This is a genomic window from Micromonospora sp. WMMD956 (assembly GCF_029626125.1).
Classification (GTDB): Bacteria; Actinomycetota; Actinomycetes; order Mycobacteriales; family Micromonosporaceae; genus Micromonospora; species Micromonospora carbonacea.
Window position 1 is genome coordinate 3,629,947 of record NZ_JARUBI010000005.1, and the last position, 21,908, is coordinate 3,651,854.

The 21,908-nt window shown below is 75.2% G+C and carries 24 protein-coding genes; 9 read left to right on the top strand and 15 right to left on the bottom strand.

Annotated elements, in window-relative coordinates:
* Window positions 1-15: 15 nt before the first annotated feature.
* The 3 genes from O7628_RS16700 to O7628_RS16710 all read right to left on the bottom strand — a co-directional run bounded on the left by O7628_RS16700 (window position 16) and on the right by O7628_RS16710 (window position 2,590).
* Window positions 16-1,287, bottom strand: coding sequence for an ROK family transcriptional regulator (locus O7628_RS16700; RefSeq protein ID WP_278131761.1), 1,272 nt, complete (start codon window positions 1,285-1,287; stop codon window positions 16-18).
* A 122-nt stretch (window positions 1,288-1,409) separates the two neighbouring features.
* Complete coding sequence (locus O7628_RS16705; protein WP_074477028.1) at window positions 1,410-1,628, bottom strand: hypothetical protein; 219 nt, start codon at window positions 1,626-1,628, stop codon at window positions 1,410-1,412.
* A 113-nt stretch (window positions 1,629-1,741) separates the two neighbouring features.
* Window positions 1,742-2,590 (bottom strand): SDR family oxidoreductase, encoded by an 849-nt coding sequence (locus O7628_RS16710; protein WP_278136324.1) that lies wholly within the window; start codon window positions 2,588-2,590, stop codon window positions 1,742-1,744.
* Window positions 2,591-2,747: 157 nt separating this feature from the next.
* Between O7628_RS16710 and O7628_RS16715 the strand changes: the two genes are divergently transcribed.
* Window positions 2,748-3,104 carry a helix-turn-helix domain-containing protein gene (locus O7628_RS16715; RefSeq protein ID WP_074477030.1) on the top strand — a complete coding sequence of 119 codons (357 nt, stop codon included), beginning with the start codon at window positions 2,748-2,750 and terminating at the stop codon, window positions 3,102-3,104.
* Between the two features lie 260 nt (window positions 3,105-3,364).
* Here the strand turns inward: O7628_RS16715 and O7628_RS16720 are convergent, their stop codons facing one another.
* The 3 genes from O7628_RS16720 to O7628_RS16730 form a co-directional block, all read right to left on the bottom strand.
* Complete coding sequence (locus O7628_RS16720) at window positions 3,365-3,961, bottom strand: ATP-dependent Clp protease proteolytic subunit (RefSeq protein WP_074477031.1); 597 nt, start codon at window positions 3,959-3,961, stop codon at window positions 3,365-3,367.
* Between the two features lie 138 nt (window positions 3,962-4,099).
* Window positions 4,100-4,741: a helix-turn-helix transcriptional regulator gene (locus O7628_RS16725; protein ID WP_278131763.1), complete on the bottom strand. Its 642-nt coding sequence runs from the start codon at window positions 4,739-4,741 to the stop codon at window positions 4,100-4,102.
* 34 nt (window positions 4,742-4,775) lie between these two features.
* Window positions 4,776-4,904: a hypothetical protein gene (locus tag O7628_RS16730; protein WP_278131765.1), complete on the bottom strand. Its 129-nt coding sequence runs from the start codon at window positions 4,902-4,904 to the stop codon at window positions 4,776-4,778.
* Window positions 4,905-4,954: 50 nt separating this feature from the next.
* Between O7628_RS16730 and O7628_RS16735 the strand changes: the two genes are divergently transcribed.
* Complete coding sequence (locus tag O7628_RS16735; protein ID WP_278131767.1) at window positions 4,955-5,974, top strand: potassium channel family protein; 1,020 nt, start codon at window positions 4,955-4,957, stop codon at window positions 5,972-5,974.
* A 99-nt stretch (window positions 5,975-6,073) separates the two neighbouring features.
* On the opposite strand, the gene O7628_RS16740 is transcribed toward O7628_RS16735, so the two are convergent.
* From O7628_RS16740 to O7628_RS16750, 3 genes are all read right to left on the bottom strand, one after another.
* The gene (locus O7628_RS16740) at window positions 6,074-7,108 is read right to left on the bottom strand and encodes a 2-oxoacid:ferredoxin oxidoreductase subunit beta (RefSeq protein WP_074477034.1); all 1,035 of its coding nucleotides are present in this window, start codon (window positions 7,106-7,108) and stop codon (window positions 6,074-6,076) included.
* Complete coding sequence (locus O7628_RS16745) at window positions 7,101-8,945, bottom strand: 2-oxoacid:acceptor oxidoreductase subunit alpha (RefSeq protein WP_074477035.1); 1,845 nt, start codon at window positions 8,943-8,945, stop codon at window positions 7,101-7,103. The genes O7628_RS16740 and O7628_RS16745 overlap by 8 nt, the downstream gene beginning before the upstream one ends.
* Before the next feature lie 259 nt (window positions 8,946-9,204).
* A complete protein-coding gene (locus O7628_RS16750) occupies window positions 9,205-10,611 on the bottom strand; it encodes a hypothetical protein (RefSeq protein WP_278131770.1) in 1,407 nt (468 codons plus the stop codon).
* 127 nt (window positions 10,612-10,738) lie between these two features.
* Here O7628_RS16750 and O7628_RS16755 point away from each other — a divergent pair, with 127 nt between their 5' ends.
* Window positions 10,739-11,116, top strand: coding sequence for an NADH-quinone oxidoreductase subunit A (locus O7628_RS16755; RefSeq protein ID WP_043961720.1), 378 nt, complete (start codon window positions 10,739-10,741; stop codon window positions 11,114-11,116).
* Between the two features lie 57 nt (window positions 11,117-11,173).
* Here the strand turns inward: O7628_RS16755 and folP are convergent, their stop codons facing one another.
* Window positions 11,174-12,043 carry a dihydropteroate synthase gene (gene folP, locus O7628_RS16760; RefSeq protein ID WP_074477037.1) on the bottom strand — a complete coding sequence of 290 codons (870 nt, stop codon included), beginning with the start codon at window positions 12,041-12,043 and terminating at the stop codon, window positions 11,174-11,176.
* 232 nt (window positions 12,044-12,275) lie between these two features.
* Between folP and O7628_RS16765 the strand changes: the two genes are divergently transcribed.
* From O7628_RS16765 to O7628_RS16780, 4 genes are all read left to right on the top strand, one after another.
* Window positions 12,276-12,830, top strand: coding sequence for a DivIVA domain-containing protein (locus O7628_RS16765; protein ID WP_347405176.1), 555 nt, complete (start codon window positions 12,276-12,278; stop codon window positions 12,828-12,830).
* Entirely contained in the window at window positions 12,827-13,324 is a 498-nt protein-coding gene (locus O7628_RS16770; RefSeq protein WP_074477038.1) for an SRPBCC family protein, read from the top strand. Before O7628_RS16765 ends, O7628_RS16770 begins: the two co-directional genes overlap by 4 nt.
* Window positions 13,325-13,473: 149 nt before the next feature.
* Window positions 13,474-14,055, top strand: coding sequence for a DNA-3-methyladenine glycosylase I (locus O7628_RS16775; RefSeq protein WP_278131774.1), 582 nt, complete (start codon window positions 13,474-13,476; stop codon window positions 14,053-14,055).
* A gap of 13 nt (window positions 14,056-14,068) precedes the next feature.
* The gene (locus tag O7628_RS16780) at window positions 14,069-14,797 is read left to right on the top strand and encodes a hypothetical protein (protein ID WP_278131776.1); all 729 of its coding nucleotides are present in this window, start codon (window positions 14,069-14,071) and stop codon (window positions 14,795-14,797) included.
* Window positions 14,798-14,807: 10 nt separating this feature from the next.
* On the opposite strand, the gene O7628_RS16785 is transcribed toward O7628_RS16780, so the two are convergent.
* From O7628_RS16785 to O7628_RS16800, 4 genes are read right to left on the bottom strand one after another with little or no spacing between them, the layout of a single operon-like run.
* Window positions 14,808-16,049, bottom strand: a complete 1,242-nt coding sequence (locus O7628_RS16785; RefSeq protein WP_278131778.1) for a DUF1501 domain-containing protein — start codon at window positions 16,047-16,049, stop codon at window positions 14,808-14,810.
* A gap of 18 nt (window positions 16,050-16,067) precedes the next feature.
* On the bottom strand, window positions 16,068-17,366 hold the full coding sequence (locus O7628_RS16790; RefSeq protein ID WP_278131780.1) for a DUF1800 domain-containing protein: 1,299 nt from the start codon (window positions 17,364-17,366) through the stop codon (window positions 16,068-16,070).
* 58 nt (window positions 17,367-17,424) lie between these two features.
* The gene (locus tag O7628_RS16795; RefSeq protein WP_178063264.1) at window positions 17,425-18,216 is read right to left on the bottom strand and encodes an enoyl-CoA hydratase-related protein; all 792 of its coding nucleotides are present in this window, start codon (window positions 18,214-18,216) and stop codon (window positions 17,425-17,427) included.
* Window positions 18,213-19,031 carry a PaaX family transcriptional regulator C-terminal domain-containing protein gene (locus O7628_RS16800; protein WP_178063265.1) on the bottom strand — a complete coding sequence of 273 codons (819 nt, stop codon included), beginning with the start codon at window positions 19,029-19,031 and terminating at the stop codon, window positions 18,213-18,215. Before O7628_RS16800 ends, O7628_RS16795 begins: the two co-directional genes overlap by 4 nt.
* Window positions 19,032-19,221: 190 nt before the next feature.
* On the opposite strand from O7628_RS16800, the gene O7628_RS16805 reads away from it, so the two are divergent.
* Together O7628_RS16805 and O7628_RS16810 are read left to right on the top strand one after the other, a co-directional pair.
* The gene (locus O7628_RS16805; RefSeq protein WP_007455245.1) at window positions 19,222-19,389 is read left to right on the top strand and encodes a DUF3117 domain-containing protein; all 168 of its coding nucleotides are present in this window, start codon (window positions 19,222-19,224) and stop codon (window positions 19,387-19,389) included.
* A gap of 141 nt (window positions 19,390-19,530) precedes the next feature.
* Complete coding sequence (locus O7628_RS16810) at window positions 19,531-21,006, top strand: leucyl aminopeptidase family protein (RefSeq protein ID WP_278131785.1); 1,476 nt, start codon at window positions 19,531-19,533, stop codon at window positions 21,004-21,006.
* A 57-nt stretch (window positions 21,007-21,063) separates the two neighbouring features.
* On the opposite strand, the gene O7628_RS16815 is transcribed toward O7628_RS16810, so the two are convergent.
* Window positions 21,064-21,714 (bottom strand): O-methyltransferase, encoded by a 651-nt coding sequence (locus tag O7628_RS16815; RefSeq protein ID WP_219825077.1) that lies wholly within the window; start codon window positions 21,712-21,714, stop codon window positions 21,064-21,066.
* Window positions 21,715-21,908 lie beyond the last annotated feature (194 nt).

Consider the following 21,908-nt stretch of genomic DNA (forward strand, 5'->3'; position numbering starts at 1 on the left):
GCCCCCCATCACAGGTCAGCGGGCCGATCCGGGCAGCGGCGCGAACTCCCCGTCGAGGCTCTCCGACACCCGGAGCCCGCGGTGGAACGGGACCAGCTCGGACTCCAGGACCAGGGCGGCGGCCCCGACGGCGGACGCGGTGGCGGCGGACCGGGACAGCCGTACGTCGACGGGGTGCGCGGAGCGGGAGAATACCGTGTGCAGCTCCTGGCGGAGCACGGGCAGGTAGACCGAGCCGGCGACGGCGAAGCCCGGCCCGGTCAGCACGATGACCTCCAGGTCCATCAGGTTGGCCAGGGTGCGGGCGGCCGCCGCGACGTACCGCGCGGACCTCTCGCACAGCGCCAGGGCCCGCTGCTCCCCGCGCCGGGCGGCGCGGCCGATCGCGGCGAAGTCGCGGGCCACCGCCGCCGGGCCGGCGCCGGTCGTGAGGCCGAGCGCCCGGGCCAGGCCGGCGTCCGCCCGCCCCGCCGCGACCACGGCGGCGGGCCCGGCGACGGCCTCCACGCACCCCCGCGCGCCGCACCAGCAGGGCGGGCCGTCCGCGGCCACGCAGACGTGCCCCAGCTCGCCGGCGTTGCCGCTCGGTCCGCGATAGGTGATCCCGTCGATGACCAGCCCTGCGCCGAGGCCGCTGCCCATGTAGAGGGCGGCGGCGGCGCTCGCCGTGCCGAACCCGCCCGCCCAGTGTTCGCCCAGGGCGGCGGCTGTGGCGTCGTTGTCCAGCACCACCGGCAGGTCGGTCGCCTGCTCCAGCGCCGCGCCGAGCGGGAACTCCCGCCAGTGCCGCAGCTCGGGGTTGAGGCCGGCGACCCCCCGGCCGGTGAGCGGGCCGGGGAAGACCAGCCCCACCCCGACCAACCGGGCCCGGTCCACGCCGACGCTGTCGACGAGGGTCGGTATCTCGGCCGCGATCCGGGAGACGACCGTCGCGGGCGCCTCGACGCCGACGCCGGGCCGGGAGATCCGGGCCACCACGATCCCGGTCAGATCGGTCAGGACGTACGTCATGACGCCCTGGCCGAGGCACACGCCCACCGCGTACCGGGAGGTGTGGTTGAGCCGGAGCAGGACCCGCCGTTTCCCGCCGGTCGACTCGGCGTGGCCGGTCTCGACGACCAGGCCCTCGTCGATGAGCTTGCGGACGAGGTTGGAGATGGTGGGCGCGGTGAAGCCGGTCACGCTGATCAGGCCCACCCGGCTGATCGTGCCGGCTGCCCGGATGGCGTCCAGCACCGCGGCCTTGCTGCTTGCGTGCGGCAGCTTGTCCGCCCTCGGTCCGCTCACTGCTCCCCGGTCACGCCGTCCGAATCCCCAGCAGAGCATAGGCGTTCGCCGCTGCCGCCGCGCACGCCTACCGGCGGCCGGCGCGCGGGGCCGGCCGCCCGTCCCCCGTCGGGGGGCGACGCTCAGCGTCGCAGTTCGCGCCAGCCCGAGCTGCCTCCGCGCCACGCCCCCGCGAGGATGCTCGCGGAGCTGTGGCTGGAGCATTCCAGCACCTTCGAGCGGCCGTGCTCACCACCGATCTGCGCCTGGACCTCCCAGCGCTGACCATCGGTGCGGATGTAGACGTCGCGACGCCCTCGTTTGGTCGCGTCCCCGTTCCACCAGTGTTCCTCGACGATCACCTCGCGACGGTACCAGCAGGCGCGGGTGCGGCGGCAGCCGCGACGGCGAGGGAATCTCGCACGGGCCGGCCGGGCCCGGGACCGGCCGGCGCGCGCGACTCACGTGCGGCGGCTCAGCGCGCGGCGCGCAGCGCCTCGGCGAGGGTGGTCGGCTCGCGGCCGATCAGCTTCGCCAGGTCGTCGCCGTCGACGTACAGCTCGCCCCGGGCCAGGCCCAGGTCGCTGTCGGCCAGGACGGCGGCGAAGCCCTCGGGCAGGCCGGCGGAGACCAGCACCTCGGTGAGCTTCTCCGCCGGCAGGTCGGTGTAGCCGACGGCCTGGCCGGTCTGCCGGGACACCTCCTCGGCCAGCTCGGTCAGGGTGAACGCCGGGCCGCCCAGCTCGTACACCCGGTTGGCCTCGGCGGCGCCGGTGAGCGCCGCGGCGGCGGCCTCGGCGTAGTCCGCGCGGGTCGCGGCGCTGACCCGCCCGTCGCCCGCCGCGCCGGTCACCCCGAACTGGAGGTACGTCGTGAGCTGGTCGGTGTAGTTCTCCAGGTACCACCCGTTGCGCAGGATCACGTACGGCAGGCCCGACGCGGTGATCTCCCGCTCGGTGGCGAGGTGCTCCCCGGCGAGGACCATGCCGGAGCGGTCGGCGTTGGCGATGCTGGTGTAGACGACCAGCCCGACGCCGGCCTCGCGGGCGGCGGCGACGACGTTGCGGTGCTGGGCGACGCGCTGCCCGACCTCGCTGCCGGAGACGAACATCAGCTTGTCGGCCCCGGCGAACGCGGCGCGCAGCGACCCGGGGTCCGTGTAGTCGACCTGCCGGGTGGCCACCCCGTGCCCGGCGAGGTCGGCGAGCTTGCCGGCGTCCCGGCCGAGCGCCACGATCTCCCCGGCGGGCACGCCCCGCCGCAGCAGCGCGGCGACGATCAGCTCGCCGAGGTGGCCGGTGGCTCCGGTGACGACGATGGACATGGTGTGCTCCCTCTCGATGCCGGAGACGATCCCCTGGTCGGGGGTGTCCTCCGGGTCGGACGATCCGTCGTCCGGTGCAACGGGAAGCAACCGCCTTCACTTCCCGTTGGAGAGTAGGCACCTTGAAGTAAGGGACTAACTGATGGAGAGTGTTGGGATGGAAGCCACTCCCTTCGCCCGCGACTGCGGCAGCCGGCAGGTCCTCGACCGGATCGGCGACCGGTGGAGCGTGCTCGTCGTCCTCACCCTCGCCGACGGCGGGAGGCGCTTCAGCGAGCTGGCCCGGCGCATCGAGGGGGTGAGCCAGAAGATGCTCACCCAGACCCTGCGCGGCCTGGAACGCGACGGCCTGATCACCCGCACCGCGTACGCGACCGTCCCGCCCCGGGTCGACTACGCGCTGACCGGCCTCGGGCGCAGCCTGCTCGACCTGGTGGGCGGGCTGGAGGCGTGGGCGACGACACACCTCGGCGAGGTCGAGGCCGCCCGCGCCCGCTACGACGCCGCTGGCTGAGCGCCCACCCGGGCCGGCCCGGTGCTGGGCGGCGCGCCCGGTGGGAATCCGATGTAACGGGAATCGGCTGCAAAGCGCTGCGTTCCGGAAGCGCCCGTCCGGTCGTACTCCGGACATAGGCTGCACCGGGTCGGAGGTCGGACACGGGGTCGAGGGGGCGTGTCCGGCCGCCGCCGCCCACCGGCGCCACCGGGCCGCGCCGCACCGGCACCGGGCCGCCGCCGCAACCGGCACCGGTCCCGCGGGTCCGCCCGGCGCGGTCAGGCCGCCAGCTGGTCGACCCGGCTGAGCACCCGGTCGATCAGGCCGTACTCCCGGGCCTCCTCGGCGGTGAACCAGCGGTCCCGGTCCGAGTCCCGCTGGATCTGCTCCAGGGAGCGCCCGCTGTGCCGGGCGATCAGCTCCTGCATCGTGCGCTTGACGTGCAGCATGTTCTCCGCCTGGATGGTGATGTCGGCGACCGTGCCGCCGAAGCCGCCCGACGGCTGGTGCATCATGATCCGCGAGTGGGGCAGGGCGTACCGCTTGCCCGCGGTGCCCGCGCAGAGCAGGAACTGGCCCATCGAGCCGGCCATGCCGAGCGCCAGGGTGGCCACGTCGTTGCGGATGTACCGCATCGTGTCGTAGACGGCCATCCCGGCGCTGACCGAGCCGCCCGGCGAGTTGATGTAGAGGTAGATGTCCCGCTCGCTGTCCTCGGCCGCCAGCAGCAGGAGCTGTGCGCAGATCTGGTTGGCCGACTCGTCGGTGACCTCCGTGCCGAGGAAGATGATCCGTTCCCGCAGCAACCGCTGGAACACCTGGTCGCCGAAGGACGGCTGGCCGCCGTCCCGCATCCACACGCCGTACCTGGTCATCGTGATCGACCTCCACGCTGCCGGCGGGCGACGGACTCCGCCCAGGGGAACCGGTCCCCCCAGCGTCCGCCCTGCCGGCGCGCGGTTCCCAGCGCTTCTGCCAGAGGCAGATCCGCCGACGGCAGAACCCGGCCGGGCCTAGCGGGCGGTCAGCCGCCGGCCCGCCCGGGCCCGCCGCCGGGCCAGCGCCCGCACGGTACGCGCGGCGGGACGCCCCAGCGGCGCGGCCGCGAACAGCCGGACCGGCGAAACGTGCACGGCCGGGCCGAGGTGCGCCACCGCACCGCCCACGGACGCCACGGGCGTGCCGAAGCGGGCCCCGCCGACGTGCAGCAGCCGGCCGCCCGCGCTCGGGGTGACCCCGCCGAGCCGGAGTACCCGGCCGGCGGCCACCGGCTCCCGGCACTCCACCCGTGGCCCGCCCTGCGGGGGCGCGGTCGGGTCGGCGTGGAAGCCGACGCGCAGGCGCGGGCCGGGCTCGCCGCCCACCGGGACCACCTCGTCGAGGCGGGCCAGCGCCACCCGGGGCGCGGCGGGCACCCGCCGCTCGACCCGGCGCAGGTCGTCGCGGGCCTCCTCCAGCAGATCCGACAGGCCGATGCCGAGGGCGCGGCAGATCGCCGCCAGCACCTCGGAACTGGCCTCCTTGCGCCCGCGCTCGACCTCCGAGAGGTAGGGCAGGGACACCCCCGCCGCCTCGGCCACCTCGCGCAGGGTGCGGCCCTGACGCTGCCGCACCCGGCGCAGCACGCCGCCGATCACCCGTCGCAGCAACGACATCCGGGCCTCCTCTGGGTGGGCGCTCCTGCCCCCATCATGCCGGTTCGGCGGGCGGCACACCCACCCCGCCCGCGCCGACGGCGGCGGTGCCGACGCCGCCCGGCGCGGCGACCGGCTCCCGACCACCGGCGTTGTCCCGGCCTGCCGGGCCGGTCGGGCGCACACCCGCTATGTTGTGCACGTGCAGGCGACGGAGGCGGAGCAGGTCCCGCGGTGATCCACTTTCCCGCGCAGCGGCGGGGCCCGCTGAGCGCGCTGAGCCTGCGCCTGGCCGCCGCCCTGGGCCTGGTCTTCGCCGTCGTCACCGCGGTCTACCTCGACCGCGACGGCTACCGCGACGTCAACGAGGACGGCCTGACCCTCCTCGACTGCTTCTACTACGCGGTGGTCTCCCTCTCCACCACCGGGTACGGCGACATCACGCCGGCGGCGCCGTCCGCCCGGCTGGTCAACGTCCTGTTCGTCACCCCGGCCCGGGTGCTCTTCCTGATCATCCTGGTCGGCACCACCCTGGAAGTCCTGACCGAGCAGTACCGGACCGGCCGTCGTCTGACGCGGTGGAGGAAGAGCGTGAAGAACCACGTCATCATCTGCGGCTACGGCACCAAGGGCCGCAGCGCGGTCTCGGCGCTGCTGGAGAACGGCCTCGACAAGTCCCGGATCGTGGTGGTCGAGCGCAGCCCGGCGTCGCTGCGGCAGGCCACCTCGGCGGGGCTCGTCGCGATCGAGGGGTCGGCGACCCGCTCCTCCGTTCTCAACGAGGCGCACGTGCGCAACGCCAAGGCGGTGATCATCGCGACCGACAGCGACGACGCGTCGGTGCTGGTCGCGCTCACCGTCCGGCAGCTCACCGCCGGGCAGGTGCGGATCATCGCGGCGGCCCGCGAGGCCGAGAACGCGCCGCTGCTCAAGCAGAGCGGCGCGCACCACGTGATCGTCTCCTCCGCCACGGCGGGCCGGCTGCTCGGCCTGTCCACCTCCGCGCCGCCGCTGATCGACGTGGTGGAGGACCTGCTGACCCCCGGCCAGGGCATGGCCCTGGCGATGCGCTCGGCGGAGCGCGACGAGGTCGGCCGCTCCCCGCGCGAGCTGGACGACACCCTGGTCATCGCGCTGGTCCGCCGGGGCAAGGTGGTCACGCTCTCCGACCGGGCCGGCGCGGTCATCGAGACCGGCGACATGCTCGTGCACGTCCGCGACGACCGGCCCCAGCCCGCCGGCACGCCGGGCTGACCGCCCGCCGCCCCCGCCGCGCTCCACGACGAAGGGCCCGCCACCATTCGGTGACGGGCCCCTCGCTCGCCTGACGGATCGCCCCCGCACGGGGACGGATCAGAGGATCGTCCAGGTGTCGCCGCTGCCCAGCAGGCCGGCGAGCTGCTGCTCCGGGGTCTCGGTGACCTTGGCCTTCGCCTCCTCGACCTGGGCCTGGACCACGCTGTCGTAGGACGGGCGGTCGACCGACCGGAACACGCCGATCGGGGTGTTGCTCAGGTCGAGCCCGGGCAGCCGGGACAGCGCGAACGCGTACGCCGGGTCGGCGACCGTGGCGTCGTGCACGACGATCTCCTCCGGGCGGACCGACGCGGTCTCCCGCACCTCCAGGCCGAAGCCGCCCGGCGGGTGGACGACGCAGAACCGGCCGTCGGCGCCGAACGTGATCGGCTGGCCGTGCTCCAGCCGGATCAGGAAGTCGTCGCGGGTGGCCGGCTCCTTGAGCTGGTCGAACGCCCCGTCGTTGAAGATGTTGCAGTTCTGGTAGATCTCCACGAACGCCGAGCCCTGGTGCTCGGCGGCGGCCCGCAGCACCGACTGGAGGTGCTTGCGGTCGGAGTCGATGGTGCGGCCGACGAAGCTCGCCTCCGCGCCCAGGGCCAGCGAGATCGGGTTGAACGGGGCGTCGGCCGAACCGGCCGGCGTCGACTTGGTGACCTTGCCGACCTCGGACGTCGGAGAATACTGCCCCTTGGTCAGGCCGTAGATCCGGTTGTTGAACAGCAGGATCTTCAGGTTGACGTTGCGGCGCAGCGCGTGGATGAGGTGGTTGCCGCCGATCGACAGCGCGTCGCCGTCGCCGGTGACGACCCACACGGACAGGTCCGGGCGGGACACCGACAGGCCCGTGGCGATCGCCGGGGCGCGGCCGTGGATCGAGTGCAGCCCGTAGGTGTTCATGTAGTACGGGAACCGGGACGAGCACCCGATGCCGGAGACGAAGACGATCCGCTCCCGGGGGATGTTCAGCTCCGGCATGAACTGCTGCACGGCGGCGAGGATCGCGTAGTCACCGCAACCGGGGCACCAGCGCACCTCCTGGTCGGACTTGAAGTCCTTCGCGGTGAGCTTGAGGGCGACGGGCTCAGACATTCTTCAGGACCTCTTCCAGCATCGTCTCCAGCTCGGTGGCCGTGAACGGCAGGCCGCGGACCTGGTTGTAGCCGATGGCGTCGACCAGGTACTTGCCCCGGATCACCTGGGCGAGCTGGCCGAGGTTCATCTCGGGGATGACCACCCGGTCGTAGGAGCGCAGCACCTCGCCGAGGTTGGCCGGCATCGGGGCCAGGTGCCGCAGGTGTGCCTGCGCGACGGACAGGCCGCGCTGGCGCAGCCGCCGGCAGGCGGCGCCGATCGGGCCGTAGGTCGAGCCCCAGCCCAGCACCAGCAGCCGAGCGTTGCCGTCCGGGTCCTCCACCTCGACGTCCGGCACCGGGATCGCCTCGATCCGGGCTGCCCGGGTGCGCACCATGAAGTCGTGGTTCGCCGGGTCGTAGGAGATGTCGCCGGTCTTGTCGGCCTTCTCCAGGCCGCCGATGCGGTGCTCCAGCCCCGGCGTGCCCGGGATGGCCCACGGCCGGGCCAGGGTCTGCGGGTCACGCAGGTAGGGCAGGAACGTGCCGTCGTCGCCGTTGGGCGCGGTGGCGAACTCGACCCGTAGGTCGGGCAGGGACTCCACGTCGGGCAGCAGCCACGGCTCGGAGCCGTTGGCGACGTAGTTGTCGGAGAGCAGGAGCACCGGGGTGCGGTAGGTCAGCGCGATCCGGGCCGCCTCGATGGCCGCGTGGAAGCAGTCCGACGGGGACTTCGGGGCGATCACCGCGACGGGGGCCTCGCCGTGCCGGCCGTACAGGGCCATGTTGAGGTCGGCCTGCTCGGTCTTGGTGGGCATGCCCGTCGACGGGCCGGCCCGCTGCACGTCCACGATGACCAGCGGCAGCTCCAAGGCCACCGCGAGGGAGATCGTCTCGCTCTTGAGCGCCACGCCGGGGCCGCTGGTGGTGGTGATGCCGAGCATCCCGCCGTACGACGCGCCGAGCGCCGCCCCGACCGCGGCGATCTCGTCCTCGGCCTGCATCGTGATCACGCCGAACCGCTTGTGCTTGCTCAGCTCGTGCAGGATGTCCGACGCCGGGGTGATCGGGTAGGCGCCGAGGAACACCGGCAGGCCGGAGCGGACGCCCGCGGCCACCAGGCCGAGGGAGAGCGCCGCGTTGCCGGTGATGTTGCGGTAGGTGCCCGGCACCATCTTCGCCGGCTTCACCTCGTACCGGACCGAGAAGGAGTCGGTGGTCTCGCCGAAGTTCCAGCCGGCCCGGAACGCCGCGACGTTCGCCGCGACCAGCTCGGGGCGCTTGGCGAACTTGCGCTCCAGGAAGCGCAGGGTCGACTCGTACGGGCGGGAGTACATCCAGGAGAGCAGGCCCAGGGCGAACATGTTCTTGGCCCGCTCGGCGTCCTTCTTGGACACCTGCTGGTCGGCGAGCGCCCGGACGGTCATCGAGGTCAGCGCGACGGGGTGCACCACGTAGCCGTCGAGGGAGTCGTCGTCGAGCGGGCTGGCCTGGTAGCCCACCTTGGCGAGGTTGCGCTTGGTGAACTCGTCGGTGTTCACGATGATGTCCGCGCCGCGCGGCAGGTCGGCCAGGTTGGCCTTGAGCGCGGCCGGGTTCATCGCGACCAGCACGTTCGGCGCGTCGCCCGGGGTGAGGATGTCGTAGTCGGCGAAGTGCACCTGGAAGCTCGACACGCCCGGCAGGGTCCCGGCGGGGGCCCGGATCTCGGCGGGGAAGTTGGGCAACGTGGAGATGTCGTTGCCCAGCTGGGCCGTCTCCGAGGTGAACCGGTCACCGGTCAGCTGCATGCCGTCGCCGGAGTCGCCGGCGAACCGGATGACCACCCGGTCGAGTTGACGGATCTGCTTCGTCACGCCTGCCCCTCGCTTCGCTCGGCGCGGTCGCGCGGGCGGCTGAACATGATGGTGACCTCGCCTTGCCCGGCCACATGACCTCCTTGACACAGCGCTGCCCCGCACCGCCCCGTGGGTGGTCCGGTCCGGTCTGGGTTCCTACCAGAGAGCCTACGTCGGATGAGATGTCGAGCTTGCCCAGTGGTCCGCCGACTGGGAACGGATTCCGGGCGCTTACGTCATGGTTTGGGGCTGTTTGCCCTGCCCGCCGTAACCAGAATCACCGGTCGCCGGGCGGGCCGGTGAGCCGGCGGCGCAGCGAGACGGTCGCCAGCGCGAGCGCCAGCACCACCAGCAGCACCGAGATCACGATCAGGGCGACCGCGCCGCGCTGCGCCGAGCTGAGCCCGCCGTCGGGGTGCCGCCCGGCCCCCGCGGCGGTGAGCACCCCCTGCGATCCGGCCGGGGCGGGCGTCGCGGCCGGGGTGGCCATCGCGGCCGCCGCGGTGATCCGGAAGCTCATCTGCACCTGCCGGGCCAGCCCGCTGCGCGGATCGAGGCGGCCGACCACGGCGCCGGACAGCGGCGCGTCGCGTTGCGCCTCGGCGGTCGCGCTGACCGTGAGCCGCAGGGTGGCGGCCCCGCCGGCCCGCACCGCGCCGACGTCGCACCTGGTGCGGGTGGCGCTCAGCGCGGCACAGAAGGCCGGCGGGGCCGGGACCGTGACGCCGTCGGGCAGGACCACGTCGATCCGCCCGTCCGCGTCGACCTTTCCGGTGTTGCTCAGCCGGACGCCCAGCTCGCTGGCGCTCCCGCTGATGTCGAACGCGACCCCGTCGGCCCGCAGCGCGATGCCCGGCACCGGCGGGCCCGGCGGGAAGAGCACCGCGAATCCCTCGTTGTCGTCGACCGACCCGGCCACCCCCGGGGCGGTGGCGCTCACCCGCACCGTGCCGCTGAGCGGCATCCGTCGCCACGCGTCGCCGTCGACCCGCACCGAGAGCAGCGCGCTGAACCGCGCGCCGGCCGCCGCCGTCCACGCCCCGCAGAGGTGCCCGCCGCCGTCGGCCGGCGCGCAACCGGCGGTGCCCGCGTCGGTCAGCCCGGCCGGCAGGGTGTACGAGAGCTGGACCTGCGCCGCGACGTCGCCCGTGTTGGCGACGGTGATCCGCAGTGTGGTCGTGGTGTCGGCCGCGTTCCAGTACGCGTCGGTCAGCACGACGTCGTCGGTGCCCACCCACACGCCGAGGCGGCCCGACGCCGGCGCGTCCGGGCCGGGGGCAGACGTGCGTGCCGGCGGGGTGGTGGTCGGGGGCGGCGGCCCGGCGGTGGTCGGGGGCGCGGCCGTGGTGGCGGGCGGGCCGGCGGGCTCGGCGGGCGTGCTGGGCGGCGGCCCGGTGGGGGTGGGGGCCGGGGCGGTGGTCTCCGGCGGGGGCAGGGTCGGCGGCGCCTCGGTGGGCGACGGCTCGGCGGGCGTCGGCTCGACCGGTGGGGTCTCGTCGCCGGGGTCGCCGGCCGGTCCCGCCGGAGGGTCCGCCGGCGCGGCGGCCGCCCGGGCCGGCGTCGGCGCGGCCGTGGCCCAGCCGGACGGCCCCGCCGCCGAGACGAGCAGCCCGACCGCCACGGACGCGGCGAGCAGCGCCGCGCGGCGTCGGTCGGCTGCCCGCCGAACGGGGCGTACGTCCACGCGGGCCACTCCTCCGCCGACAGTCGGTGACGGTTCAATGGTCGGTAACAGTTGCCCGGCGGCACTAGTCTCGCTGGGAAACAGTTTCGTAACGTGCTCCGACCCCGGCACGGTAGGCTGACCCACCGTGACCGGTTACCTGGGCTCGTACGCGACGCTCGGGCTCCTGCTGCTCGCCGCCGCCCTCTTCTTCGTCGTGGCGTTCGCCGCGAACCGGGTGCTGCGTCCCGCCCGCCCGGCGGACCCGCCCGGCAAGCGGGCCGGCTACGAGTGCGGCCTCGACCCGGTGGGCGGCGACTGGGCCCAGATGCAGATCCGCTACTACGTGTACGCCTACCTCTACGTGCTGTTCGCGGTCGAGGCGGTCTTCCTCTTCCCGTGGGCGGTGGTCTTCGACCGGCCCGGCTTCGGGCTCGTCACGGTCGCCGAGATGGGCGTCTTCGTGGGCGTGCTGGCGCTGGGCATCCTCTACGCCTGGCGCAAGAACATCCTCCGCTGGACCTGAGCGCCGACGCCCGGTCGGGGCCGGCCGGTCCTGCCGGGGTCGGCCGGGGGTCGACGGTCAGGCCAGCCCGCGCCGGGTGACGGCCGGCGGGCGGTCGCCCCGGATCGACGCCACCATGTCCAGCACCCGCCGGGTCGGCCCCACCTGGTGGGCACGGAACACCCGCGCGCCCAGCCAGGCCGACAGCGCGGTCGCCGCGAGGGTCCCCTCCAGCCGCTCGGCCACGGGCAGGTCCAGCGTCTCGCCGATGAAGTCCTTGTTGGACAGGGCCACCAGCAGCGGCCAGCCCGTGCCGGAGAGCTCGTCGAGCCGACGGGTGATCTCCAGGGAGTGCCGGGTGTTCTTGCCGAAGTCGTGCGCCGGGTCGATGAGGACGCCGTCGGGGCGTACCCCCAGGGCGACCGCGCGCTCGGCGAGGCCGGTGACCGTCGCGACCACGTCGGCCACCACGTCGGCGAAGGCCGCCCGGTGCGGGCGGGTGCGCGGCTCCAGCCCGCCCGCGTGCGAGCAGACCAGCCCGGCCCCGGTCTCGGCGGCGACCCGGGCGAGCGCCGGGTCCGCCCCCGACCAGGTGTCGTTGAGCAGGTCCGCGCCGGCCGCGACCGCCTCCACCGCGACCTCGGCCCGCCAGGTGTCGATGGAGATGACCACGTCCGGGAAGGCGGCCCGCACGGCGGAGATCGTGTCCACCGTGCGGCGGATCTCCTCGGCCACGTCGACCTCGTCGCCGGGGCCGGCCTTGACCCCGCCGATGTCGATGATCTCCGCGCCCTCGGCCACCGCGCGCTCCACCGCGCGCAGCGCGCTGTCCTGCGCGAAGGTCGCCCCCCGGTCGAAGAACGAGTCGGGCGTGCGGTTGACGATGGCCATCACCACCAGTTCGCCCGGCGCGAAGGTCCGGCTGCCGAGCCGAAGCGCCCCGGCCATGTCGCCTCCCGATCTCCCGCAGCCGCAGATCCGTCGCGGCCACCGGTCTCCGCGGCCGCCGATTCCGCGGCCGCCGGTCCTCCGTACGGCCGGGCGACCCGGCCGCCCCCCGACGCTAGCGGGTCGTCCGGTGATCCTTCCTGGCGGTACGACGGCACAGATCCGCACCGATCTGTGGGAGGACCGCCCGGCGGGGTCGCTCCGGGCCCGTTCGCGTGCCACGATCTCTTGCATGGGTCAGGTGCTGCTCACGCTGGTCGTCGCGCTCACCGTCGCGGCAGTGGTCTTCGGGGCGACGGTGCTGGTCACCGGTCGCGATCCCGGCCTCGCGCCGGTCGAGCCGGACGGGCGGGCCGTCCCGCTGCCGGTCAGCCGGCCGCTGCGGGAGTCCGACGTGGGAGGCGTCCGTTTCGACACGGCGCCGCGCGGGTACCGGATGTCCCAGGTCGACCAGGCGCTGCGCCGGGCGGCCTACGACATCGGGTACAAGTCCGAGCTGATCGGCGTGCTGGAGGCGGAGGTCACCGCGTTGCGCGAGGGACGGGTCGCCGACGCCGACGCGCTGCGGCACACCCGCGAGCAGGCCGCCGCTGCTGCCGCCGCCGAGCAGGCCGCGGGGGCCGACGCCCCCACCGCGGCTGCTGCCCCCACCGGCGCGGACACCACCGGTGCCGCCGCCCCGGCCACCGTCCCTGCCACCGGAGCCGACCTCACGGTGACCGCCGCCGCTCCCGAGGCCGGCGACCGCGAGGCGACCGACCACCCCGTCCGGTCGGAGCCGGCGTGACCGGCTCGGCGGACGCCGAGGGCCTCCGCGAGGCGGCCCAGCCCGGCGCGGGCGAGGTCACCGCCACGGTGATCGTCAACGCCCCGGCCGAGCGGGTGTTCGCCGGGCTGCTGGCCTGGGAACGACAGTCCGACTGGATCCCGTTCACCACCGTCCGGGTCGTCGAGGGCGACGGCGGCGAGGGCAGCCTCGTGGAGGCGGTCACCTCGCTCGGGCCGGCGGTGCTGCGCGACGAGATGCGGGTGGTCCGGGTCGACGCGCCGTACGAGATCGGCGTGGTGCACTGCGGCCGCCTGCTGCGCGGCCCCGGCGTGCTGCGCTGCACCCAGATCGAGGGCGGGCGCACCCAGGTCGTCTGGCACGAGTGGTTCCACGTGCCGGGCGGCGCGGCCGGGCGGGTGGCGTGGCCGGTGCTCTGGCCCGGGTCCAAGGTCAGCCTCACCCAGGCGTTGAAGAAGTTCGGCCGGCTGGTCGAGCAGGGCCGCCTGCCCTGACGGCCGCCACCGCGCCGCCCGGTGCGGGTCGGGTGCGGGGCCGGGGCGTTACCGCCAAGTCGCCGACCTGGCGGGGTCCCGAGGGGGCGGATACCGCCACCACGCCCGCGTGCCTTGCCCTGCCGGCGGCTGCGGCTAGCGTGTGAGCCGTGACTGACCTGGTGATCGGCGCGGACGGGCTGGCCCGCTGCGCCTGGGGGGCGAGCACCCCGGACTACGTCCCCTACCACGACCGGGAGTGGGGGCGGCCCCTGCGCGGCGACGACGCGCTCTTCGAGCGGATGACCCTGGAGGCGTTCCAGTCGGGCCTGTCCTGGCTGACCATCCTGCGCAAGCGCCCCGCCTTCCGGCTGGCCTTCGACGACTTCCGCATCGAGGCGGTGGCGGCCTACGGCGACGCCGACGTGACCCGCCTGCTGGCCGACGCCGGCATCGTGCGCAACCGGGCCAAGATCGAGGCGGCCGTCGCCAACGCCCGGGCCGCCCTGGAGCTGCCCGAGGGGCTCTCCGCGCTGCTCTGGTCCCACGCGCCGGCACCCCGGCCCGCCCGGCTGGCCTCGTTCGCCGACGTGCCAGCGCTCACCCCCGAGTCGACCGCGCTGGCCAAGGCGCTGAAGAAGCGCGGGTTCCGGTTCGTCGGCCCCACCACCGCCTACGCGCTCATGCAGGCCACCGGCATGGTCGACGACCACCTGGCCGGCTGCCACGTCACCGGCCCGTCGCCGGCGTGATGGGATCGACCCCATGACCGACACCGACGACCGCCCCGACAGCACGGTCCCCGTCCGGCCCGACGGCGGGCGGGCCGTCACCGCCTGGGCCGTGCTCCTCCCGCCGGGCCGCTACGACGCCGAGCGGCTCGTCCACCACGACACGCTGGAGCTGACCGGGCTGACCGCCGGCGGCACGGCTGACGATCCCGCCGGGGCCACCGTCACCACTGCCGCCGGGGCCGGGGCCACCGTCACCACTGCCGCCGGGGCCGGGGTCACCGCCGCCGGTCCCCGGCCGGGCGACCCCGTGGCGGTGCTGGCCGAGGGCCCGCTGCGGCTGGTGGCCCTGGGCCGGGTCGCCCGGGCGACCGCCGAGCGCCGGGAGGACCCGGACGACCCGCAGTCCGACCCGGCGTCCGGCGCGTTCGTGGTCGCGTACACCCGGCGGGTCTTCGACGAGCCGGTGCCGGCCGGCGGGCTGGCGCTCGACGGGCCGGTCAGCGCGCTGCCCGCCGACGCCTACCGGGCGCTGGTCGCACGGCTCGGCCCGCCGCCGGCCCGCCGGTCCTGGCTGGTCAGCCTGGACCTCCCGATCGAGGCGGCCACCCCGGCGGAGGCCGTCCGGCTGTTCTGGTCCTACGTGCGCGACCTGGGGCCCCGCGAGCTGCCGGCCTTCGTCTCGCCGTCCGGCGACGAGCTGGCGATGCAGGCGTTCGTGCTGGGGGCCGAGGCCAACCAGGACCCGGAGGAGGACGACTGACCCGCGCCGGTCACCAGACGGTGCCCAGGCGGCCCGACCAGCCGTCCAGCACCTCGGCCGGGTCGGTGTGCAGCACCTGCGCCAGGAGTGCCGCGTAGACGTCCCGGAAGTCGGTGGTGAACTTCAGGTCGCCGTCGTCGAGGTCGGTCAGGCTCGGCGGCTCGCCGTGCAGCCCGCCGCGCACCCCCGCGCCGAGCAACAGCACGTCGGACGCCGTGCCGTGGTCGGTGCCGTCGGAGGCGTTGGCACGCACCCGGCGGCCGAACTCGGAGTAGACCGCCACCACCACCCGCCGCCCGGCCTCGCTGCGGGCCATCCGCTCGGCGAAGCCGGTCAGCGCCCGGTCCACCTGGCCGAGCAGCACCTCCTGGAGCTGCCGCTCGTCGGCGTGGGTGTCGAAGCCGCCGAGGGAGACCGAGAAGACCCGGGTGGTCACGCCGGCCTCCACGCACCGGGCCACGAGGTCGAGCTGTGCCTCCAGCGGCGTCCGCGCGCCCCCGGTGGCGGTGGCCGGGGCCTGCTCGCCGTCCGGGTCGTCCTCGGCCGCGCCGGCCGTGTCGCGAACCCCCTGGATCAGGTCGTCGACCGAGCGCAGGTCCGCGAAGCAGGCGGCGGCGCGGGCCCGCGCGACGGACTCGCCGGGCTGGGCGGCGGCGAGGGCGGCCAGCGCCGGCTCCGGCAGGCCCCGCACGGCCCCGCGGTCGGTCACCGGCACCGAGGCGCCCGCGCTGCGGGCCCCCGCGAGCAGGGGCGGCAGCGCCGGCTCGAACGACACCGCGAGCCGGGGGTCCCCGCCGGCCCGGTCGAGCCAGCGGCCCAGCCAGCCCGTGCTGCCGGGCCGCTCCGGCTCGGCCGTGTGCCAGATGTCCATCGACCGGAAGTGGCTGCGGTCCGGCTTCGGGTAGCCGACGCCCCGGACGACGGCGAGCCGGCCGGCGGCGTACAGGCCGTGCAGGCCGGCCAGCGCCGGGTTCAGCCCGACGGCGTCGTCGAGCCGCTTCACCTCCTCCGCCCGGTATGCCAGCTCCGGGCGGGCGGCGGCGTAGGCCGGGTCGGCGTACGGCACGACGGTGTTCAGCCCGTCGTTGCCCCCGTACAGGGTGACCAGCACCAGGGTGCGGGCGTCCGGATCGGCGTCCCCGGCGGTGGCGAGCAGGTCGTCGAGCGTGTACGCGGTGACGCCGGCCGCCAGGGCGGTCGCGCCGACCACCCCGCTGGCGACGAGGAAGCGGCGTCGGGTGAGCCTGTCCATCGTCTCGTCTCCTCCCGCTCAGCTGACGGTGTACTCGGGGCTGACCAGCCCGGCGGCCAGGAGCTTGCGCGGCTGGCCGGCCAGCGGGTCCAGGGCGGCCCGCGTGCGTGCGCTCCACGCGTCGACGACGAGCAGCCGGGCCAGGGCATCGGGCCGGCCGGCGGCCGGCGCGGCGGCCAGCCGGTCCAGCACGGTGGGCGCGGCGACGCCGGCCAGCAGATCGGCCAGCCGCAGCCGGGCCTGCAACGACGAGGTGGTCAGCCAGGCCACGCCGGCCGGCCAGCCACCCACGCTGGGCGGGCGCAGCGGCACCTGGTCCAGCGCGGTGAGGCCGGCGAGGAGCTGCCGCCGCCGCTGCTCGGACAGGCGGGACGGCCGGACGCCGAGCTGGCGCAGCGCGCCGACGGCCCACTCGACCGGCTGCTTCACCAGCGTGCCGGCGGTCCGCCCGAACTCGCCGGCGGTGAGCACGGCGCGCAGGGTGGCGAGGGTGTCCGGGCCGGCGAGCCCGGCCGGGGCGGGCGTCTCCGGGCCGGCGTACCGGAACCAGAGCCGACGGGCGACGAACTCCCGGGCGGCCGGCTGCCCGGCGAGCAGCGCGGCGAACCCGGCGGCGTCGAACGGGCCGGTGCGGCCGAGGATCGTCTTCGCGCCGGTGTCGTGCCGGCGCGGCTCGAACCGGGCCGCCCCGGTGCGCCGGTCCACCACCCAGCCGGTGAGCGCCCGCGCGCCGGCCTTCACGTCGGCCTCGGCGTAGTTGCCGACGCCGAGGGTGAACAGCTCCATCAGCTCCCGGGCCAGGTTCTCGTTCGGTGCGGCCCGGGTGTTCTTCTGCCCGTCCAGCCAGAGGATCAGGGCCGGATCGCGCACCATCGCCTCGACCAGCGGGCCGAGCGGTCCCCGGCCGTGCCGGCGCAGGGTGGCGAGCTGGCCGAGCATCAGCGGCGCGGAGCGCACCTTGCGGACGCTGGTCGCCCAGTGGCCGTGCCAGAAGAACAGCAGCTTCTCGCCCAGCCCGTCGTCGGCGGCGACCATCCGGTCGAGCCACCACCCGGTGACGCGCAGCACCTGCTCCCGCCGCCGCTCGTTGGCCTGCTGCCGCTGCTCACGGCTCGACTGCCGGGTGATCCCGGCGTGCGGGTCGGCACCGAGCGCCGGGGGCGGTGTCGCCGCCGCCCCCCGGTCCGGGCCCGGGGGGTCGAGCAGGGCGTCGAGCGTCGCCGCGAGGCCGGCCCGCTCGGCGGCGTCCACCTCGTCGGCGGTCGGCCCGAAGGTCGCCCGCCGCAGCAGGTGCGCCAGCGCTTCCCGATCAGCCATGACACCGACCGTACGGAGCCGCTGTTCGAGAACGGTAAGGACGAGGTCCGGGCAGCGTTCAGCGGCCCTCGAAGACCGGCGGCTGCTTGTTGACGAAGGACAGGGTGGCGGCGCGGTGGTCGGCGGTGCCCCCGCAGATCGACTGGGCCTGCGCCTCGGCGGCCAGGGCGTCGGCGAGGGTGCCGGCGTCGGCGATGGAGAGCTGCCGCTTGATCGCCCCGTAGGCGACGGTCGGGCCGGCGGCGAGCCGGGCGGCCAGCTCCTGAGCGGCCGGCAGCACCTGCTCGTCGTCGTCGACCAGGCGGGTCAGCAGACCCAGCCGGCTGGCCTCGTCGGCGGCGACCGGCTCGGCGAGCATCAGCAGCTCGACGGCCTTGGCGTGACCGACCAGCCGGGGCAGGGTCCAGGAGGCGCCGGTGTCGGCGGCGAGCCCCACCCCGGCGAAGGCCATCAGGAACCGGGTCTTCGGCCCACCGATGCGGAAGTCGGCCAGGAAGGCCAGCGACGCCCCGGCCCCGGCGGCCATCCCCCGCACGGCGGCCACCACGGGCTTCGGCAGGTTGGCCAGCCGGGCGGCGATCGGGTTGTAGTGGGCCCGGACGGTGTCCACCGGGTTCACTCCCGGCGACTCCAGGACCTGCACGTGCTCGCGCAGGTCCTGGCCGGCGCTGAACGAGCCGCCCGCACCGGCCAGCACCACGGCCCGGCAGGACCGGTCGGACTCCAGCTCGGCCAGGGCGTCCCGGAGCGCCTCCTTGAGCGCCACGTCGAGCGCGTTCATCGCCGTCGGGCGGTTGAGGGTCAGGGTGACGACGGCGTCGGTGCGGTCGACGAGCAGCGGCTCGGTCACGTCTTGACGACCCTTCTCTCACGGTTGGTGGCGTCGAGGCACTGCTCGACGTACCGGTCGGCGGCCGGCCGCAGCCGGGTGGCGTGCCGGTCGAAGAAACTGGCCGCGGCGGTGCCGGGCCAGCGCTCGGGCAGCAGCGCCGGTGGGAGCTGCGGGTCCCGGAACAGGAAGGTACGCCATGCGTGCACGAGCCGGAACCGGGCCGCGTACGCCTCCTCGTCGTCGCTGCGCACCGTGACCGCGGCCAGCAGGGGGCGCTGTTCGGCGACGAACTGCTCGTAGGCGTGCCCGATCTCGGTGAGGTCCCAGGCCCGGCGGACCACGCCCATCGCGCCCGGGGTGCCGGCGGTGTGCGCGGCGGTGAACCGCTCGTACCGCACGCCGGCCTCGTCGAGCAGGACGTCGACGTCCTCCGCCGGCCGGGTGGCCACCCAGGTCTGCTCGTCGAGGGAGCCGTAGCCGAGGAAGCTGAGGTTGGCGGCGAGCCGCTGCCGTTCCCGGCGGGAGGCGGGGCTGTCCAGGACGAGCATGTCGAACCGTCCGTCCCAGCTGACCCGGCCTGTCCGGTAGATCCGGGCGGCCGCCTCGTCGAGTCGCCGCGCGGCTTTCGGTGTGATCGAATAACCCGGCCCCGAGGCCAGCCGGAGGGGGTCGAGCCAGCCCTGGCGAACCATCCGGCTGACCGCCGTGCGCACCGCCGGCGGGGCGATCCCGAGCGGCGCGAGCAACCTGACCAGGGCGGCGACCGGCGCGCGGCCGCCCCGGGGTCGGAGGTGGTCGCCGTACAGGTCGAAGAGTGCCGACCGTGCCTGCATGACCGCACATTGTGACAGGCCTTCTCAAGATAAGCTAGGTCCTGTTACATCAATGCCTCTTCGGTTTGGGTCCGGCGGTGTTCATCAGGGAAAATCGTTGGTCGACCCCGCCGTGCACGTCGCGGTGGGTGATGGCGAAGAGGCTGTGGGGCAACCCACCGACCCTGTTGCAGGTCTGAGGGGAGACGACATGGCGGCGATGAAGCCGCGGACGGGCGACGGTCCGCTGGAAGTCACCAAGGAGGGCCGGGGCATCGTCATGCGGGTCCCGCTGGAGGGTGGTGGCCGGCTCGTCGTCGAGATGACTCCCGACGAGGCCAACGCGCTCGGTGACGCACTGAAGGCAGCCGCCGGCTGACCGAGGCACGGTCCGGGCGGCGGTTGCCGCGCGGGCGGTTCACACCTCCCTGAGCCACCGGCCCCGCCGGTGGCTCAGGGCTTCGCCCTGGGCCCGGTCGCGTCCGGGCCCTCTTCCGACCCATCAGGAGGTCGTTCCAGCGTGCTTGCCATCCGTCTGGTGGGTGGGCCCGAGCGGCCCGACGCCCTGGCCCTGCCCATCCGACCCGCCGGGGCGGCCGAGGACGGGGCGGCGCGGGCCGTGCTGCTGCCCGGCCTGCCGGCGCTCGCCGACGACGTGCTGGCCGAGGCCGCCGCCCTGGTCCCGGCGGCCCGGGCCACCGGGCGGGCCGGCGAGACGCACGTCCACCTGCGGCCGGGGCGGCTCCCGGCGCGGCTGCTGCTGGTCGGGGCCGGCGACGGCGACGAGGCCGGATGGCGGGCGGCGGGGGCGGCGCTGGCCCGCGCCGCGTCCGGTGAGACACATCTCACGATCATGATGCCGGTCGATGTCGAGCCCGACGCGGTGCGCGGCCTCGTCGAGGGGCTGCTGCTGGCGTCCTACCGCTTCCGGCTCACCGAGGCCGGCGAGGCGCCGGCGCTGAGCGGCGTCGACGTCGCCGTCGGCGACCCCGCCGCCTACGCGGACGCGGTCGAGCGGGCCGAGGTGACCGCCCGGATGACCCGCCTGGCCCGGGACCTGACCAACACCCCGTCCTCGGTGAAGAACCCGCAGTGGTTCGCCGAGCAGGTCGAGGCCGCCGCGGCCGGCCGCCCCGACCTGCGCCTGCGGGTCCGGCAGCCCGACGAGCTGGCCGCCGAGGGATTCGGCGGCATCCTCGCCGTCGGCGGCGGCTCCGCCAGCGGCCCGCGCCTGGTCGAGCTGGACTGGCACCCCGCCGACGCGCGTACCCACGTCGTCCTGGTCGGCAAGGGGATCACCTTCGACACGGGCGGCATCTCCATCAAGCCGGTGCCCGCCATGAAGCTGATGCGCAAGGACATGGCCGGCGCCGCCGCCGTCGTGGCCGCCACGCTGGGCGCGGCGGCGCTGCGGCTGCCGGTCCGGATCACCACCCTGACGCCGCTGGCGGAGAACGCGGTCAGCGGGTCGGCGTTCCGCCCCGGCGACGTGATCACCCACTACGGCGGCGTGACCAGCGAGACCACCAACTCCGACGCCGAGGGGCGGCTGGTGCTCGCCGACGCGCTGGCGTACGCCGTCGCCGAGCTCAAGCCCGACCTGATGATCGACCTGGCGACCCTGACCGGGGCGAACATGGTGGCGCTCGGCAAGCGCACCGGCGCGCTCTACTCCGACAACGACGAGCTGGCCGCCGACGTGCTGGCCGCGATCGACGCGGCGGGGGAGTCGGCCTGGCGGATGCCGCTGCCGGCCGACTACGTCGAATACCTGGGCAGCGACGTGGCGGACCTCTACAGCGCCCCGAACCAGGGCGGCGGGTCGGTGCTGGCCGCGCTCTACCTGCGTGAGTTCACCGGCGACCTGCGGCAGCGCTGGCTGCACGTCGACATGTCCGCGCCCTCGTGGGCCGACGGCGACGCCGCCGAGCTGACCCGGGGCGCCACCGGCTGGGGGGTGCGCGGCCTGCTGCGCTGGCTGGCCACCCTCGGGTGACGTGCGCCTCCCCGGCGGCGGGAGCGGCTCAGGGCCTCCCGCGGCGGGCGGCGGGCCTCAGCACTTCACGGCGGCGAGCAGGCCGTGGCCGACGGGGAGCAGGGCCGGCGTCCAGTCCTCGGACTCCCGGAGCGCCTTGATCGTCTCCCGGGTGGTCACCGTCTCCACGTCCCGGGCCGCCGGGTCGGCGATCCGCCCGTCGGCCAGCGTGCCGTGCAGGGCGAGCACCCCGCCGCGGCGCAGCAGCCGCAGCGCCGCGGCCACGCAGGAACTGAAGTTGGTGGCCTCGGTGTCGACGAAGACCATGTCGTACGCGCCGTCGGCGAGCCGGGGCAGCACGTCCAGGGCCCGGCCGGTGATGATGCGGGTGCGCCCTGCGGGGAAGCCCGCCTCGGTGAAGATCCGACGGGCGATCCGCTGGTGCTCCACCTCGACGTCGATGGTGGTGAGGACGCCGTCGGCGCGCATGCCCCGCAGCAGCCACACGCCGCTGACGCCGGTGCCGGTGCCGATCTCCACCACCGCCCGCGCGCTCCCGGCGGCGGCCAGCAGCCGCAGCGCCGCCCCCGTGCCCGGGGTCACCGCGTCGAGGCCCACCTCGCGGGCGAGGCTGCGGGCGGTCCGCAGCACGAGGTCCTCGGTGACGTACGACTCGGCGAACTGCGACGCCGGGGTCGTCGAGCTGCCGGAACTGGCGGCCGTGGCGATGGGACACCTCCGTCGGGGGCGGGTTGGCGGTATGAGCCTAGAGGCGGGGCCGAACGGACGCAGCCGCGAGTCCGGTGCCCGACGATCACGGTGGAACCTGCCCGATCGGGCGGTTCCCACCGGGCGGTCACGCACCGCAACCACTGACTGCACTCGCGGCATTCGTGTAATCCTGGATGCGGTATCCCCGTCGT